The organism is Geofilum sp. OHC36d9, assembly GCF_052400685.1.
Lineage (GTDB): Bacteria > Bacteroidota > Bacteroidia > Bacteroidales > Marinilabiliaceae > CAZHHH01.
In genome coordinates this window covers 1-18,090 of sequence record NZ_JBQTGJ010000006.1, presented here as the reverse complement: position 1 = coordinate 18,090, position 18,090 = coordinate 1, and the positions used below count along the sequence as shown (strand labels likewise).

The following is an 18,090-nucleotide window of genomic DNA, read 5'->3' as shown; positions in this document are numbered from 1 at the left end:
GTGAGGGCTTTTTTGGATGTATGTTGGCAAGCGCTTCCTGGTTTCTGCCCCCCTCGGTCCCCCCTTGAGGGGGGATGTGGCATAGCACTTCATGGTTTTTATGTTTCACTAGTATTTTGGTTGTTTCGTAAATGTGTCAATTGCTTTGCCAGGCGCCGGGAGTTCCCCTTAAAGGGGGGCATGCGTAAGGTTATTTGCTAACTTATTTGGCTCACCCCATTCATGTTTTCGTAAATGTTTTTTATTTGCCCTTTCAGGGCGCAAATATGGAGATGCCTGTTTACCCAAGGCGTTGCCGTTGGGCTGAATTAAGCTGGGCTTTCAGCCCGTAAAACAAACACAGATTGCATATGCAATCCAAAATGTCGTCTGAAAGTCTGATAGCCATTTTTGTAAATTTTCTAAAATTGTTTCCGTTTCCAATTTATGGAGGGAATGACTATTTTTATTGGCTGATTTAAAAAAACCAATATGGAAAATAACAAACAAAATATAATTATTTATAAAACGGCTGATGGCAAGGTCTCGGTTGCTTTATATGCTAAAGATGGCAATATCTGGATGAACCAAAATCAGCTAGCCGAACTTTTTGCCACCTCTGTTCCCAATATTAGTATGCATATATCAAATATACTGAGTGAAGGTGAGTTAGATCAATCTTCAGTTGTTAAGGATTACTTAACAACTGCCACCGATGGGAAAGAATATAACGTGACTTTTTATTCGTTGGATATGATTTTGGCGGTTGGGTTTCGTGTGCGTAGTAAACGCGGTACTCAATTCAGGATATGGGCAAATCGAAATCTGAAGGATTATATGATTAAAGGGTTTGTGATGGATGATGAGCGTTTAAAAAACCCAGATGGCAGGCCTGATTATTTTGATGAATTATTGGAACGAATACGGGATATTCGCGCCTCGGAAAAACGTTTCTATCAAAAAATAAAAGATTTGTTTTCATTAAGCAGCGATTATGATCCTGATGATAAATCAACCCAAATGTTTTTTGCCGAAACACAAAATAAACTTCATTATGCTGTAACGGGACAAACGGCTGCGGAATTGATTGTTTCCCGGGCAAATGCCGGGAAACCAAATATGAATTTAACATCATGGAAAGGTTCAATCGTCCGGAAACAAGACATTTATGTTGCTAAAAATTATTTAACGAATGATGAAATTGATACATTAAACCGATTAGTTGTGATATTTCTTGAAAGTGCTGAACTAAGGGTTAAAAATCGTATGGATATAACAATGTCTTTTTGGCGTGAGACTGTCGACAGGGTTCTTGATTTACATGATAAAAATATATTAACGCATGCAGGTTCGGTAAGTAAATCAGAAATGGAAAAACAAGTGGGCGGAATTTATGCCGATTTTGATAAACGAAGAAAGGAGTTTGAAGCGCTTCAAGCTGACAATGAAGAATTAGAAGAGCTAAAGAGATTAGAACAGGAGATAAAGAGTAAAAAGAAAAAATAGTTGATGTTTATCAAGATGCCATAGGACGTTGCCCTTTCAGGGCGCAATTATGGGTGATTTTTGTATTCCCCAAGGCGTTGCCATTGGGCTGAATAAAGCTGGGCTTTCAGCCCGGGATGATAGGAATTTTTTGTTGCTGTGCCATGATGCGCGCCGGGAGTTCCCCCTGAAGGGGGTCAGGGGGCATGCGTAAGGTTATTTGCTAACTACAAATTATTTGGGTCGCCTCATTCATGGTTTCGTAAATGTTTTTTATTTGCCCTTTCAGGGCGCAAATATGGAGATGTCCGTGTCCCCAAGGCGTTGCCATTGGGCTGAATTAAGTTGGGCTTTCAGCCCGTAAAGCAATGACAGATTACCCGAAATATTTTGTTACTGCGCCACGATGCGCGTAAGTGGTTCCCCTTAAAGGGGGGCATGCGTAAGGTTATTTGCTAACTTATTTGGCTCACCCCATTCATGTTTTCGTAAATGTTTTTTATTTGCCCTTTCAGGGCGCAAATATGGAGATGCCTGTTTACCCAAGGCGTTGCCGTTGGGCTGAATTAAGCTGGGCTTTCAGCCTGGAATGATAGGAATTTTATGCGCGTGGGCAGTTCCCCCTGAAGGGGGTCAGGGGGGTGTGAGGGCTTTTGGGGATGTATGTTGGCAAGCGCTTCCTGGTTTCTGCCCCCCTCGGTCCCCCCTTGAGGGGGGATGTGGCATAGCACTTCATGGTTTTTATGTTTCACTAGTATTTTGGTTGTTTCGTAAATGTGTTAATTGCTTTGCCAGGCGCCGGGAGTTCCCCCTGAAGGGGGTCAGGGGGAATGCGTTGGGTTATTTGCTAACTACAAATTATTAGACTCGCTCCATCCATGTTTTCGTAAATGTTTTTTATTTGCCCTTTCAGGGCGCAATTATGGGTGATTTTTGTATTTCCCAAGGCGTTGCCATTGGGCTGAATTAAGCTGGGCTTTCAGTCCGTAAAGCAATGACAGATTACCCGAAATATTTTGTTACTGCGCCCCGTAGTTTGACTACCAAATTCCGAGCGTAAGTGGTTCCCCCTAAAGGGGGCAGGGGGCATGGGGCGTAGTGTTTGCCCAATTTTAAACTACAAATAATACAAAATATTACCTGTAACGAAAGATGTGAGGTTTATTCGAAAATACAACAAACCCCAGACTTAGCCTGGGGTTGAAGTTGGTCGCTCTTTCGGACGTTAACTAAATAGAGTCTGTCCATAAAGTCGGGAGTTTGAGCTATAAAGTTCAAATTCAAGGTTTGCGCAGCTCGAAAAATGTGAGTTTACTCCCGTAAATGACCATTTTGAGAGCAAGCGTAACGCAGAAGTTGGACTTTACAGACAGACTCTAAATGAGGTATGAAAAAGGATATTCATTAGACTCATCAGATGACCAGATCTAATTAAAATATCCCTGCTAACTGTTCAATGTTCACTGTTTAATTTTATCAGCCATTGCCACAGCGACAGCGCGGCAGGCTTCATATTTGTCTTCTTTGAGTGCATGTTTTTGTTCCACTGGCGTGCCAACAGTTTCCCATTTTACCTTTTCGGCGAAGGCGTTTAGTTTTTTTACGGCGGCACCGGCCCATGTGAACGACCCAAAGGTTGCCAGATAGTGGTTCTGAACGCCCATGTGTTCCAGCTTATTTACCAGCGACTCCATATTGGGGTGCAGTTCGTTGTTATAGGTGGGGCTGCCTAAAATGACACCTTTATATTTGAAGATATCGGAGATGATGTGCGAGGCATGGGTCTTTGATACGTCGTACATACGGATGGCTTTGATGCCTTGCAATGCCAATTCACGGGCTATTACTTCGGCCATCTCTTCGGTATAGCCATACATCGATGCGTAGGCTATAACCACGCCCTTTCCGGCTTCGTAACGGCTCCACTGGTCGTACATCTCTATCATATCGGCGATGTGACTGCGCAGGATGGGGCCATGCGTGGCGGCAATTATTTTGATGTCGAGAGCTTTTAATTTCTCCAGCGCTTTTTGCACCGGGCTGCCGTATTTGCCAACAATATTGGAGTAATACCGCCGCATCTCATCCACAAAATATTCGAATTCTATTTCATCGTCGAAGATGCCACCATCAAGTGTTCCGAAGCTGCCAAAGGCATCGCCTGAAAAAACAATGCCATTGGAGGCTTCCCATGTTATCATTGTCTCGGGCCAGTGAACCATAGGTATCATGTAGAATTGAAGGGTGTGTTTACCGATGTTCAGCGTGTCGCCTTCAGCTACTTCTATAAAATGGTCGTTGATACCAAAGAAGCCTGCTACCATAGGGCCTGTTTTTTTATTGCCGACAAGTTGCATGTTGGGATACAACTTCGTCAGTAACTCTATGGAGCCGGCGTGGTCGGGCTCCATGTGGTTGATTACCAGGTAATCGATGGGTTTGTCGCCGATGATGGACTTTATTTTTTTTAGGAATTTGTCGATATGACCAATTTCGACGGTATCGATAAGGGTCGTCTTCTCATCGTTGATCAGATAACTGTTATAGGCGATGCCTCTTTCGAGGGGCCACATATTTTCAAAGAGGTTGGTGCGTCGGTCGTTGACGCCTACATAATAAATAGCATCAGATAAATTAACAGGTTGATACATGTTTTCTTGTTTTCCGGTTATTATATGTTTATTTCTTTTTTTTAAGCAGCCAGACGTCACTGTATTGTTCATATTGCCGACGTATCTGGCTAATGCGATCACGAGTTGCCATTTCATCGTTAAAGGCTGCTACTGAAACACGGTAAAAGCCTATTTCACTTTTCAGAATAACAGGTGTAAAGCCTTGTGCTATCAGTTGTGTCTTGAAATTACGTGCATTTTCCAATGATTGGAAGGAGCCTATGATCACATAGTAGTTGAAGTCAGGGCCTTCGTTTTCAATGGTCTCAACGCGTTCTTCGCGCACCACTATTTTGGGTTGCGGCGTTGTTACGGCTGCGGGTTCGGGTTTTACCACGATTTTTGGTTCAGGCGTTGTTCTTACCACCACTTTGGGTTCCGGGTCTGTTTTTGCAACTACTTTAGGCTTTGTGGTATTGCCGTAAACATCGTCAACGCTGCTAAAACTTGTTGAACCCTTCCGCCAGCTGGCACACGATACCAGTAGCATGGTTGCTGCAATCAATGTTATGTTTTTAAGTGTCATATCTGTTTAATTTAAATAATTGACTCCGGCAGATAAAAAGTTATTTGACCGGCGTAAATGAATATTGGTACATTCTGAATTGCCCTTTATTTCTGAAATTTACGATCGTTGCCGGTTTTTTATTTTTGCTGCCATATATTTTCTGTTAAGTTTACCGGCAAAGATAATTGAACCGATGCGATTATTCAATCTCGACTCTTTTTATTTATTTTGTCATTGTTTATTGGGCGTTTATATAACAAAGTTTAAGACTTTGTCGGGAAAGTCCGGCTTTGTGAATAACGGGTATGGCCTTAATCATTTTATAACATATTAGAAAAAGATGCAGATCAAACATACTACGAATAGAATGAAAAAGACAGTTATCGTACTGTTTGTCCTTTCGGCGATTTTATTGGCCGTATTGTTGGCCTCCCTGAAATATTACCGGATGTTTTTTGGCCCCAATGTGGTGCATTCGGGTGAGGGGCCTGTGGAATTGTTTATTCCTTCCAATCCTTCGTACGACGAGGTTTTGGCATTGATCACTTATAGCGGTGCTTTGAAGGATGTGAAGGCCTTTGACTGTGTGGCCCGTCGTAAGGGATACGACCGGCATACCCATGGCGGTCGCTATTTGTTGCGTGAGGGGATGAGTAATAATGATCTGGTTAATAAATTGAGAGGCGGCTACCAGACGGCTGTAAAAATTACGTTTAATAATATCCGCACTGCGGACAATCTGGCCGGTATATTGGCGCGTGGTCTGGAGCCCGATTCGATTGCTTTTTTGACGGCCTTTCGTAACGACAGTCTGCTGAGTACGATGAATCTTTCGCGTGAAACGCTTTTGGCCTGTATTCTTCCCAATACCTATGAAATGTGGTGGACCACCACGCCCGAGGCTTTTTTGAAACGAATGAAACAGGAGAACCTGAAATTTTGGAACGATGAACGCCGGCAAAAGGCGGCGGCCATTGGTTTAACTCCCGAAGAGGTGGCTACTTTGGCATCAATAGTGGATGAGGAAACCATAAAACGGGACGAAAAACCCCGCGTGGCTGGTCTTTATCTGAATCGTTTGAAGAAAGGCATGCGGCTGCAGGCTGATCCGACCATTAAATTTGTGTTGGGCGATTTTACCGTTAAACGTATTCTTACCAAAGATCTGGAAATTGATTCCCCCTATAACACTTATATGTATGCCGGTTTGCCTCCGGGGCCTATTCGTATGCCTTCGGTTGCCGGCATTGATGCGGTTTTGAATTATGAGGTGCACGATTATTTGTATATGTGTGCCCGTGAAGACTTTACAGGTTATCATCGTTTTGCACGTACCTTGCGGCAGCATAATGTTAATGCGGCCAAATATCGACGGGCACTGCGGCAACTGAGGATATACCGTTAGTTATTGTGGTATTTAGTTCGTGTTTGTCTATAAAGTCAACTTCTGCGTTATGCTTGTCATAAAAACAGTCATTTACGAAAAGTAAACTTCTTGATTTTTATGACTTCGCAAGCCTTGAATTTGAACTTTATATTTCAAACACTTCGTTTATGGAGAAGCTCTGGTTTGTGTTCGTCTATAAAGTCAACTTCTGCGTTATGCTTGTTCTCAGAATGTTTATTTACGGGAGTAAATTTATATTTCACGGCCGGAGGTACAGTTATATGCATGTAATAATTGAGTTGCCCTTTCAGGGCGCTAATCTCTGGCTATGTTATTTTCCCCAAGGCGTTGCCATTGGGCTGAATTAACCTGGGCTTTCAGCCCGTATAGCAATGAGGGATAACAGGAATTATTTGTTGCTACGCCATGATGCGCGTAAGAGGTTTCCCCTCAAGGGGGGCAGGGGGGTGTGAGTTTTTTTTGGGGTGGATGCTGGCAAGCGCTTTCTGGTTTCTGCCCCCCTCGGTCCCCCCTTGAGGGGGGATGTGGCATAGCACTTTCTGGTTTTTTGTGTTTCACTAGTATTTGTGTTGCTTCGTAAATGTGTCAGGTGCTTTGCCCGGCGCGAGGGGAGTTCCCCCTTAAGGGAGTCAGGGGGCGCGCGATGTATTGTTTGCTTTTTTTAACAACGAATTATCCTAATTATGGGCAGGTGTGATATAAGTTGGCAAACAATGACAGTCGAAGTTGTTAGAGTAATAGTTTTCCTTAATTTTGTGGGTTAGCAAAATATTATTCAGTATGGCAAGAAAACAAAAGAAATCCGTAAAAGGGAAAAAATCGGTTGGTTCACTACGCGAAGGATTTAAAAATGACAAGTTTAAATTTGCGTTAGGGTTGATTACGGTAGCCTTTTCTCTCTTTTTGACATTGGCATTTCTTTCATTTTTCGGTACCGGCTCTGCCGACCGTAGTAAGTTTGACCTCCCGTTTTGGGATCTGGTAACCGATGCCTCTATTCGTGTGGATAATATCACCGGAAAAATGGGCGCTTTTCTGGCCGACCTGATGATTAATGAGTGGTTTGGTGTGGCGTCGTTTTCCATTATACTGATATTGTTTGTGGTGGGGATGCGTCTGTTGGGAGCCCGTGTTCTACCCATCAAAAAGACCATTTTTCATGCTGCTTTAATTACCATCTGGCTATCGGTCACGCTGGGCTTTTTGTTTATCCATACCCCTTACGATCGTTATTTGTTGTTGGGCGGCGCACATGGCTATTTTGTCAGCAGCTGGTTGAAGTCGGCGCTGGGGTGGGTCGGAACTTTAATTTTTTTGCTTTTGGCGTTGGGTATCTATCTGGCGGTGTATGATGAGCGCTTTATACCATGGTTGAAAAATATTACCGGTATTAAGTTTAAGGAAAAGTCTCCGGTATCGGCTGCGGCTGCACCGGAGAATCCGGCACCGGTTACCAGAGTGACACCACCTGTGGAGGAGGAGGTTGATGACCCCGGTTCTCTGGCCATGAAATTTGAGGTCCGGCAGACCCCGGAGAAAAAAGAGGACAAAGAGACCGACTCGTCGCAACTTGAGTTTAAAGTGGCAACAGCGATCAATGAAGAGGCCACGAATCAGAACGAGAATGTACCACAGGGTGATTACGATCCTACGCTGGATTTGTCATCCTACAAAATGCCAACATTTAATATGTTGGCCGACCATGCCGGAGAGATAAAACAGGTGTCGGAACAGGAGTTGATTGACAACAAGAATCAGATTGTCAAGACCCTGGAAGATTATAAAATTCAGATCAGATCCATACAGGCTACGGTAGGGCCTACAATTACCTTATATGAGATTGTGCCAATGCCGGGTGTCCGGATTTCAAAAATAAAAAGTCTGGAAGATGACATAGCGCTTTCGTTGTCTGCACTGGGTATACGGATTATTGCGCCCATACCGGGCAAGGGAACCATCGGTATTGAAGTGCCTAATTCGGAGCCGCAGATTGTGTCGATGCGCTCCATCATCACCTCCAAAAAGTTTCAGACGTCGAAATTTGAATTACCGGTGGCTTTGGGGAAGACCATTGCCAATGAAACTTTTGTCTTTGATTTGGCCAAAGCGCCTCACCTTTTGGTGGCCGGGGCAACCGGTCAGGGTAAATCGGTTGGTCTGAACGCTATTATTACCTCTTTGCTGTATAAGAAACATCCGTCGCAATTAAAATTTGTGCTGGTCGATCCCAAAAAGGTGGAGTTGAATATTTACAGTAAGCTGGAGCGTCATTTCCTGGCTAAGATGCCCGACGAGGAAGATCCAATCATTACGGATGTGCAACGGGTGGTAAGCACGTTACATTCGTTGACTATTGAGATGGAAGACCGGTATGAATTGCTGAAAAAGGCTCATACCCGTAACATTAAAGAGTACAATCATAAATTTATAAAGCGGGAGTTGAATCCCGAAAAGGGGCATCGCTTTTTGCCATACATTGTCGTGATTATTGATGAGTTTGCGGATCTGATCATGACAGCCGGCAAGGAAGTGGAATTACCCATTGCGCGTATCGCCCAGTTGGCAAGGGCGGTTGGGCTTCACATGATCATCGCTACCCAGCGTCCATCAACCAATATTATAACCGGGGTTATAAAGGCAAACTTTCCCACACGTATTGCCTTTAAAGTGGCCTCGATGATTGATAGCCGTACCATCCTGGATTCGCCCGGAGCCAATCATCTCATTGGTCGTGGTGACATGCTTATTTCGCAAGGCAGCGATTTAATACGTGTACAATGTGCCTTTGTGGATACGCCGGAGGTGGAAGCTATTAACGAGTTTATTGGTTCACAAAGGGGGTATGCAACGGCCTTTTTACTGCCCGAATATGTGGGTGAGGGCAGTGCGCAGGAACCCGGAGAGGTGGATTTGAGTAAGCGTGATCCCATGTTTGAAGATGCGGCACGTGTGGTGGTGGCCAACCAGTCGGGCTCTACATCGCTTATTCAGCGCCGTTTTTCAATAGGGTATAACCGCGCCGGACGTATCATTGATCAATTGGAGGCCGCCGGTATTGTCGGTCCCTTTGAAGGGAGTAAAGCCCGCCAGGTGCTGGTGGCAGATGAACTGCAACTGGAAGGGGTGCTTAATCAGTTTAAATAGTGTTTGTCTATAAAGTCAACTTCTGCGTTACGCTTGTCATAAAAACAGTCATTTACGAAAAGTAAACTCCTTGATTTTTATGACTTCGCAAGCCTTGAATTTGAACTTTATATTTAAAATCATTGGTGTCCGGTAAAAATTTAGAGAAATGATTAGAACCCAGCTCTAATGTGAGAGCCATGAATTTTAGGAGATATTGGGGTTGCTTTCCGCCTCAGGAAATTTCCGTTTCAAACTCTCGCCTTTATGGATTAGCACAAAATTGATGGTATAGTTATTGCTATTGCCGATGAAACGAAATTATCAATTATTAATTTGAATATTTTTATGATGAGAAATGTTATAACAGCCTTGATTTTCCTGATGATTACTGCGGTATCGTCGGCACAGAGTCCAGAAGTGCTCAAAGCCAAGAGTATTTTAGATAAGGTAGCCAGCAAAACCAAAAGCTATTCAAGCATAAAAGCAGATTTTTTGTTTACCCTTGAAAATAAACAGGCCGATGTCACGGACACACATCAGGGATCTATCATTCTTAAAGGTGATAAGTATAAAGTCAATATAATGGGTACCGACAGTTATTTTGATGGCAAAACTATGTGGTTACACATGATTGACGCCAATGAAGTTAATATCACCGATCCTTCGATGATGGAGGATGAGATGCTGAATCCGGTAAGCCTGTTTTCCAACTACGAAAAGGGATTTAATTACATCTACGACGGTGAGACTACCATTGATGGGAAAGTGATGGATATTATTGATTTATTCCCCAGTCAACGCGATAAGTCTTACTCGCGCATCAAGCTTTATTTTAATCGCGATAACCGGCAGATAACTCGTGTTAAGCAGGTTGGAAAAGATGGTAATAACTATATTATTGATGTTAAGTCGATGGTTGTCAATACGCCGGTTGAAGATTCTGTTTTTCATTTCGATCCCGTTAAACATCCCGGGGTAGAGGTTATTGATTTAAGATAAAATTTTGGCGGGAGAGGTGAACCCATGTGTCATTTTTTAGTACGGGAACAATGCTGATTTGCTGACATTGTATGTGTTGGTATCGGCTAATAGTCAGGTGAATGATAAAAAACGTTAATGAGAAAAGACATAAAAATACCGGAAGTAATAAGTTCAAGGACTGAATACAAACGAAAATTTGGTTTGTGGGAAATGTACCGGTCCCTTATTATGATTCCGGGTGCTGCGGCAAAGATGATTGGAAACAGTAAAAAGAAATTAATCAGCAAGCATTTTATTGAGCGATTGCAATTGGCTGTGACTGAAGTGAACGGATGTGCTGCCTGCTCGTACGCCCATACTTATATGGCATTGAAACAAGGCATGAGCAACGAAGAAATAAATAGCTTTTTAAGTGGGGATGGTACATTTATAAAAGAAGAAGAAGCCAAAGCAATTGTTTTTGCTCAACATTTTGCAGAATCGCGTGGATTTCCAAAAAAAGAGGCTTATCAATCAATAATATCCGAATACGGTGAAGAAAAAGCTCAAATCATTCTTTCGGCTGCACAAATAATGATTGTGGGAAATATTTATGGAATTCCTTATAGCGCATTACAATCACGACTGAAGGGGCATCCATATAAAGACAGCTCGTTGGTTTATGAATTAGGGATGCAGCTAGCCGGATTTATTTTATTCCCGATTGCATTGATTCATGGTTTTTTACGAGTTCTTATGGGGTTTTCGAACGTACGGCTTGATGAAAGTACTACAAACGAATAGCGTTATCATTTGATTTTGAATTAAAGAGTCGTTTTATGTGTGACGTTTAACCCGACAAACAATGATTTATTTAAAGAGAGTAGCGTGAAATTTTTGAAGTTTGATAAGTTTGTGCCGGCTTTGCTGGCAATGATCTTCATCGCCCGGGTTTTTCCCGGGCCTGCTGTTTATGACGGGCCCGTTACACTGCATAACGTGGCCGATGTTGGTATTACATTAATATTCTTTTTTTACGGTCTGAAGCTTAGTCCGCGCAAGCTACGACAGGATTTGGGTAACTGGCGGTTGCATTTATTGGTGCAGCTTTCAACCTTTGTTTTATTTCCTTTGTTGGTGTTGCCATTTTTTCTGGCATTTGGCAATGGCGATTCCCATTTGCTTTGGTTGGGCTTCTTTTTTTTGGCCACCTTACCGTCTACGGTATCGTCGTCGGTGGTGATGGTGTCAATCGCCAGGGGCAATGTTCCGGGGGCTATTTTTAACGCCACTGTATCGAGTCTGGCAGGTATTTTTATTACTCCGTTATTGATGGGGTTGGTTATAAGTGCGGGTCCGCTTTCCATCGGGTCGCTTTCAGGGATTCTTTTAAAGCTGGTTTCGCAGGTTTTAATGCCTGTTATTGTCGGATTGTTGCTGAATCGTTTTTGGGGCCATTGGGCACAGAATAGAGCGGCGTTTTTAAAGAATTTTGATCAGTCGGTTATTTTACTGGTGGTTTATTTGTCGTTTGGTAAATCGTTTACGGCCGGTTATTTTGACAATACCGGATGGGGCGACTTGCTGCTTGTTTTTATGGGGACGGTAGCCCTTTTTTTTACGGTTTATTTTATCGTCAGCCGTCTGGCTGTTCGGTTTCGGTTTTCGCGTGAGGATACTATTACGGCCTCTTTTTCCGGATCGAAGAAGTCGTTGATTCATGGAACTGTGATGTCAGGCGTTCTTTTTTCGGGTGTGGCCGGTACCGGGTTGATTTTATTGCCATTAATGATATATCATGCGATGCAATTGGTCGTGGTGGGTTTTTTGGCGAAACGATTCTCTAAGCAAAAAGGTAATTAAATGAAGAAACCCCTGTAGGTTGTAAACGGGAACAACGCTGGGACAGGGGTTTCTGGTCAGGGGACGTTTAAATGATTATTGTTTAAGGGTAGGGTTGATCAACAATCATTTTGAACATCTTAAATGTTGTTGTTGATAATAGTCTGTTTTATATTTTCGTTCTAAACGTTCGTAAAAATAGCTTTTATACCGATAGGTTTATTAAATGATTGATTAACGTCACTGTTTTGTTGACAATTGTCATGTTTTTAGTGGTGAACGTTTTTTTGTGATTATAATTAGTTTATTTTTTATGTTATATAAAGTTGCTTGTTTGTCCTTTATGATTTTGTCTGATTGTAATTTATGATTTTTTTGGGGCGTGATTTTATAGGATTCAGCAACAATTTATTCATTACTCAACCAATTTAAATTGTACTACATTTGCGGCATGTCAAGTACAAAGAAGAATCAAAAGGATATTCTCGCAAAATTGAATATCGGGCAGCTTAATCCAATGCAGCAAGAAGCGCAGTTGGCTATTAATTCCAATTCTGATGTTGTTTTGCTTTCTCCTACTGGAACAGGTAAGACGCTTGCTTTTCTTTTACCTGTTGTTGCGCAACTTGACGCTGCATGTCCCGAAGTGCAGGCGCTTGTTTTGGTCCCGTCGCGTGAGTTGGCGATTCAAATAGAACAGGTGATTCGTGAAATGGGGACAGGTTATAAAGCCAATGCTGTGTATGGTGGCAGATCCGGATCGAAAGATAAAGAGGAGTTGAAGCATCGTCCTGCCATTTTGATTGGTACGCCGGGACGTGTTGCTGATCACATGCGTAGAGAACGTTTTTCGACCGAGAAAATCAGGACTATTGTGCTCGATGAATTTGATAAGTCGCTGGAAGTCGGATTCGAAAAGGAGATGACTGAGATTGTGACCGGATTACCTAATTTAAAAAAACGAATACTGACATCAGCAACCCAGAACATTGAAATTCCTGAATTTGTAGGATTGGATAAGCCTGAGATTATCAATTTTTTAAGTGAGAAAACAAGACAGTTAACCATAAAGATCGTTATTTCTCCATCAAAAAATAAGTTAGAGACCTTAGTCAAAACCTTGAGTCATATTGGTAATCATCCCGGAATTATCTTCTGTAATTTTAAAGAAACCATCCAGGAGGTGAGTGATTTCTTAACCAGACATAAGATCAATCATGGTTGTTTCTCGGGTGGTATGGAACAAAAAGACCGGGAGCGGGTACTGATAAAATTCCGAAACGGGACATATCAATTGATTGTGGCAACCGATCTGGCCGCCCGTGGGTTGGATATCCCGGAATTGAAATTCATTATTCATTATCAACTGCCACATAAGGGGTCTGAATTTACTCATCGAAACGGCCGTACGGCTCGTATGTTCAGTGATGGAACCGCTTATGTATTGAAATGGGAAAAGGAGAAGTTACCCGATTTTATTGAGGATGCTGAGATCGAAGTGTTGGAAAATGCTCCGAGGCCTGCTGATTCTGAATGGCAAACACTTTTTGTTTCTGGTGGACGTAAGGATAAAATTTCGAAGGGTGATATTGCAGGTCTTTTTTTTAAACAGGGAAAGCTCGGCAGCGATCAGTTGGGAACCATCGAACTTAAACAGGATTGTGCTTTTGTGGCAGTGAAAGCGAGCAAAGTAAATCAATTGCTAAAGTTGGTGGACAATACCCGTCTTAAAAAGAAGAAAGTCAGAGTTACTATTGTAGAATAGGATCAAAACACCAAAAATCCGGTCTTTTGTGGCCGAATTGAGAAATTATAGATGTTTTTTGTGATTTTTTACGTTTTTTTACGAATTTAGTCACTCAAAAATAAATTGGTAATATGTTTACTGTTTACTGTTTACATCAATAAGTCAAGCTTTCTGTCAATTTTAGTATAGATGAAATGGCCATAGCGATATATTTCTCATATACGATTACTCAATTTCAGAGAAGGGTACGGCCATTTTTGTTGCGTTTTATCGAATGTTTATGCAAGACTATTAATTATTTTATTGAGATGAAATGATCATGAAAAAATAAATCTCAAACATTGTGATGATTTTTTTATGTTAGTTTCATCTGACAAATCAAATTTATATCTTAACTCATGAACCAAAAACTTTTACTTTTTTTGTGGCTGTGCTTTATCACCGGCGCAAGCGCATGGGCGCAAACAGCCACCGCACCTTCTGCTGGCAGCGGTACCGAAAGCGATCCTTACCAGATTATTTCTCTCGAAAACTTGTATTGGATATCTCAAAATCAGACATCCTGGAATAGTTATTTTGAGCAAACAGCCAATATTGATGCTTCAGAAACCAGTACCTGGGACGATGGGGCTGGTTTTTCGCCCATTGGTAACAGCACAACCATGTTTACGGGAAACTACAACGGGCATGGTTATTCGATAGATGGACTGACTATTAATCGTTCATCAACTAATTATGTTGGCCTATTTGGTTATGCCAGTGGTGCAAGCATTGATAGCTTAGGGCTTACTAATGTCTATATACAAGGATATTATAATGTTGGTGGTTTGGTAGGACGTAATTTTTTATCATCACAGGTAAATAATAGTTACTCCACGGGGTATGTTTCGGGGAGTTCTTCTGTAGGTGGATTGATAGGACTTAATTATTCATCATCACGGGTAAATAATAGTTACTCCACCTGCTCGGTTTCGGGCGATGATCTTGTTGGAGGGTTGGTAGGACGTAATTCTTCATCATCACAGGTAAATATTAGTTATTCCACTGGCTTGGTTTTAGGCAGTTATGGTGTAGGTGGCTTGGTAGGATCTAATTATTCAGCAACAATAAGCGATAGTTATTACAATAGCGAAACAAGTGGTCAATCTTCTGGTTTGGGTTCAGATGATAACAGTCAAACAGTAACGGCACTTACCATAGCCCAAATGAAACAAAGCAGTCGTTTTACCGGTTGGGATTTTGAAAATAATTGGGAAATTACTGAGGGGATTTCTTTTCCACGCTTGATTGATGTGGCAGATGCGCCTGTTATTTTACCTGTTTTTAAAAAGACAGCCAAAGTAGATGTCGAATATCTCGATACCATACAAGTGGTAACCATGGATAATTCTGACGTGACCCTGGAGTTGCTAAAATCACCTGATGGAATGTTAGTTATGCAGGACAGTATTGTTAGTTGGACACCAACGGCATTGGGCGATTACGAAGTCGAAATAATGGTGAGCGATGGCGATGGCTTGTATGCTATTTCTAATTATACCATTACGGTAACTAGTTTAAGTGGACAGGGAACAGTCAGTCATCCTTTTAAAATTACGTCGCTCGACGAGTTAAGAATGTTATCCGAAACATCATCATTATGGGATGAGAGCTACTATTTTGAGCAAACAGCCGATATTGACGCTTCAGAAACCCGTAATTGGGACGATGGAGCTGGCTTTTCACCCATAGGAAATAGGACAACTCAATTTACCGGCAATTACAACGGGCATGGTTATTCGATAGATGGACTAACCATTAATCGTTCATCAACTAATTATGTTGGACTATTTGGTTATGCCAGTGGTGCAAGCATTGATAGCTTAGGGCTTACTAATGTCTATATACAAGGATATTATTATGTTGGTGGTTTGGTAGGATTTAATTCTTCAACATCACAGGTCAATAATAGTTACTCCACGGGTTCTGTTTCGGGGAGTTCTTATGCTGGTGGTTTGATAGGATATAATTCTTCATCATCACAGGTCAATAATAGTTACTCCGCCTGCTCGGTTTCGGGCTATAATTATGTTGGTGGTTTGGTTGGATATAATGATTCTCATTCATTAGTAAATAATAGTTATTCCATTGGCTCGGTTTCTGGCAGTTATGGTGTAGGTGGCTTGGTAGGATCTAATTATTCAGCAACAATAAGCGATAGTTATTACAATAGCGAGACAAGTGGTCAATCTTCCGGTTTGGGTTACGATGAGAGTAACAGTCAAACAGTAACGGCACTCACCACGGCCCAAATGAAGCAAAGCAGTCGTTTTACCGGTTGGGATTTTGAAAATAATTGGGAAATTACTGAGGGAATTTCTTTTCCACGCTTGATTAATGTGGCAGATGCGCCTGTTCTTTTACCTGTTTTTAAAGAGATAGCCAAAGTAGATGTCGAATATCTCGATACCATACAAGTGGTAATCATGGATAACCCTGCCGTTACCTTTGAATTGCTACAGTACCCTGATGGCATGTCATTGATACAGGACAGTATTGTTAGTTGGACACCAACGGCATCGGGCGATTACGAAGTCGAAATAATGGTGAGCGATGGCGATGGCTTGTATGCTATTTCTAATTATACCATTACGGTAACTAGTTTAAGTGGGCAGGGAACAGTGAGTGATCCTTTTAAAATTACGTCGCTCGACGAGTTAAGAATGTTATCCGAAACATCATCATTATGGGATAAGAGCTTCTATTTTGAGCAAACAGCCAATATTGACGCTTCAGAAACCGGTACCTGGAACGATGGAGCTGGCTTTTCTCCCATTGGTAACAGCACAACCAGGTTTACGGGAAACTACAACGGGAAAGGTTATACGATAGATGGACTAATCATTAATCGTTCATCAACTTATTATGTTGGCCTATTTGGTTATGCCAGTGGTGCAAGCATTGATAGCTTAGGGCTTACTAATGTGTATATACAAGGATCTTCTTCTGTCGGAGGTTTGGTCGGATATAATTATTCTTTATCCTCAGTAAATGATTGTTATTCCACCGGCTCGGTTTTCGGATATTCTAATGTTGGTGGTCTGGTAGGATATAATTCTTCATCCTCACAGGTAAATAATAGTTATTCCACCGGTTCGGTTTCCGGAGACAATTATGCAGGAGGCCTGGTCGGATCTAATTCTTTTTCATCATCAGTAAATGATTGTTATTCCACAGGCTCGGCTTCAGGGAGTTCTGATGTCGGAGGTTTGGTTGGATATAATAGTTATTCATCAACAATAAGCAATAGTTATTACAATAGCGAGACAAGTGGTCAATCTTCCGGTTTGGGTTACGATGAGATTGACAGTCAAACAGTAACGGCACTCACCACGGCCCAAATGAAGCAAAGCAGTCGTTTTACCGGTTGGGATTTTGAAAATAATTGGGAAATTACTGAGGGGATTTCTTTTCCACGCTTGATTAATGTGGCAGATGCGCCTGTTATTTTACCTGTTTTTAAAAAGACAGCCAAAGTAAATGTCGAATATCTCGATACCATACAAGTGGTAACCATGGATAATCCTGTCGTGACCCTGGAGTTGCTAAAATCACCTGATGGAATGTTAGTTATGCAGGATAGTATTCTTAGTTGGACACCAACAGTATTGGGCGATTACGAAGTCGAAATTAGGGTAAGTGATGGCGATGGATTGCAAGCTGTTTATAATTATACCATTACGGTAACTGATTTAAGTGGTCAGGGAACAGTGAGTGATCCTTTTAAAATTACTTCACTGGACGATTTAAAATCATTATCCGAAACATCCTCATTATGGGATAAGAGCTACTATTTTGAGCAAACAGCTGATATTGACGCTTCAGATACCCGAAATTGGAACGAAGGAGCTGGTTTTTCGCCCATTGGTAACAGTACAACCAGGTTTACGGGAAACTACAATGGGCAAGGTTATACGATAGATGGACTAACCATTAATCGTTCATCAACTTATTATGTTGGACTATTTGGTTATGCCAGTGGTGCAAGCATTGATAACTTAGGGCTTACTAATGTCTATATACAAGGATATTATTATGTTGGTGGTTTGGTAGGATTTAATTCTTCAACATCACAGGTCAATAATAGTTATTCCACCGGCTCGGTTTTCGGATATTATAATGTTGGTGGCCTGGTAGGATATAATTATTCATCATCATCAGTCAATAATAGTTATTCCACCAGTTCGGTTTCCGGAGATACTTATGCTGGTGGCCTGGTAGGATCTAATTATTTATCTTCATCAGTCAATAATAGTTATTCCATTGGCTCGGTTTCAGGAAGTTCTGATGTAGGTGGTTTGGTTGGATATAATGATTATTCATC

10 protein-coding genes are annotated in these 18,090 nt (G+C 41.8%); 8 read left to right on the top strand and 2 right to left on the bottom strand.

All coding sequences use genetic code 11. The features are described from left to right. Positions 1–471 precede the first annotated feature (471 nt). On the top strand, positions 472–1,485 hold the full coding sequence (locus ACT3CD_RS08265) for a virulence RhuM family protein (RefSeq protein WP_444644699.1): 1,014 nt from the start codon (positions 472–474) through the stop codon (positions 1,483–1,485). 1,439 nt (positions 1,486–2,924) lie between these two features. Here the strand turns inward: ACT3CD_RS08265 and ACT3CD_RS08260 are convergent. Both ACT3CD_RS08260 and ACT3CD_RS08255 read right to left on the bottom strand, forming a co-directional pair. Beyond that, entirely contained in the window at positions 2,925–4,115 is a 1,191-nt protein-coding gene (locus tag ACT3CD_RS08260) for an FprA family A-type flavoprotein (RefSeq protein WP_444644698.1), read from the bottom strand. Between the two features lie 28 nt (positions 4,116–4,143). After that, entirely contained in the window at positions 4,144–4,662 is a 519-nt protein-coding gene (locus ACT3CD_RS08255) for an SPOR domain-containing protein (RefSeq protein WP_444644696.1), read from the bottom strand. Between the two features lie 349 nt (positions 4,663–5,011). Here ACT3CD_RS08255 and mltG point away from each other — a divergent pair, with 349 nt between their 5' ends. From mltG to ACT3CD_RS08220, 7 genes are all read left to right on the top strand, one after another. After that, positions 5,012–6,049 (top strand): endolytic transglycosylase MltG, encoded by a 1,038-nt coding sequence (gene mltG / locus ACT3CD_RS08250; protein ID WP_444644694.1) that lies wholly within the window; start codon positions 5,012–5,014, stop codon positions 6,047–6,049. A gap of 783 nt (positions 6,050–6,832) precedes the next feature. Then, entirely contained in the window at positions 6,833–9,196 is a 2,364-nt protein-coding gene (locus ACT3CD_RS08245; RefSeq protein ID WP_444644692.1) for a DNA translocase FtsK 4TM domain-containing protein, read from the top strand. Positions 9,197–9,523: 327 nt separating this feature from the next. Next, positions 9,524–10,177, top strand: coding sequence for a LolA family protein (locus ACT3CD_RS08240; RefSeq protein WP_444644690.1), 654 nt, complete (start codon positions 9,524–9,526; stop codon positions 10,175–10,177). 117 nt (positions 10,178–10,294) lie between these two features. Continuing rightward, positions 10,295–10,942 carry a carboxymuconolactone decarboxylase family protein gene (locus ACT3CD_RS08235; RefSeq protein ID WP_444644688.1) on the top strand — a complete coding sequence of 216 codons (648 nt, stop codon included), beginning with the start codon at positions 10,295–10,297 and terminating at the stop codon, positions 10,940–10,942. Positions 10,943–11,026: 84 nt separating this feature from the next. After that, positions 11,027–12,001 (top strand): bile acid:sodium symporter family protein, encoded by a 975-nt coding sequence (locus ACT3CD_RS08230; protein WP_444644686.1) that lies wholly within the window; start codon positions 11,027–11,029, stop codon positions 11,999–12,001. A gap of 430 nt (positions 12,002–12,431) precedes the next feature. Next, complete coding sequence (locus tag ACT3CD_RS08225; protein ID WP_444644684.1) at positions 12,432–13,745, top strand: DEAD/DEAH box helicase; 1,314 nt, start codon at positions 12,432–12,434, stop codon at positions 13,743–13,745. A 380-nt stretch (positions 13,746–14,125) separates the two neighbouring features. Then, a partial coding sequence (locus ACT3CD_RS08220) for a GLUG motif-containing protein (protein ID WP_444644682.1) occupies positions 14,126–18,090 on the top strand: 3,965 nt, incomplete at its 3' end.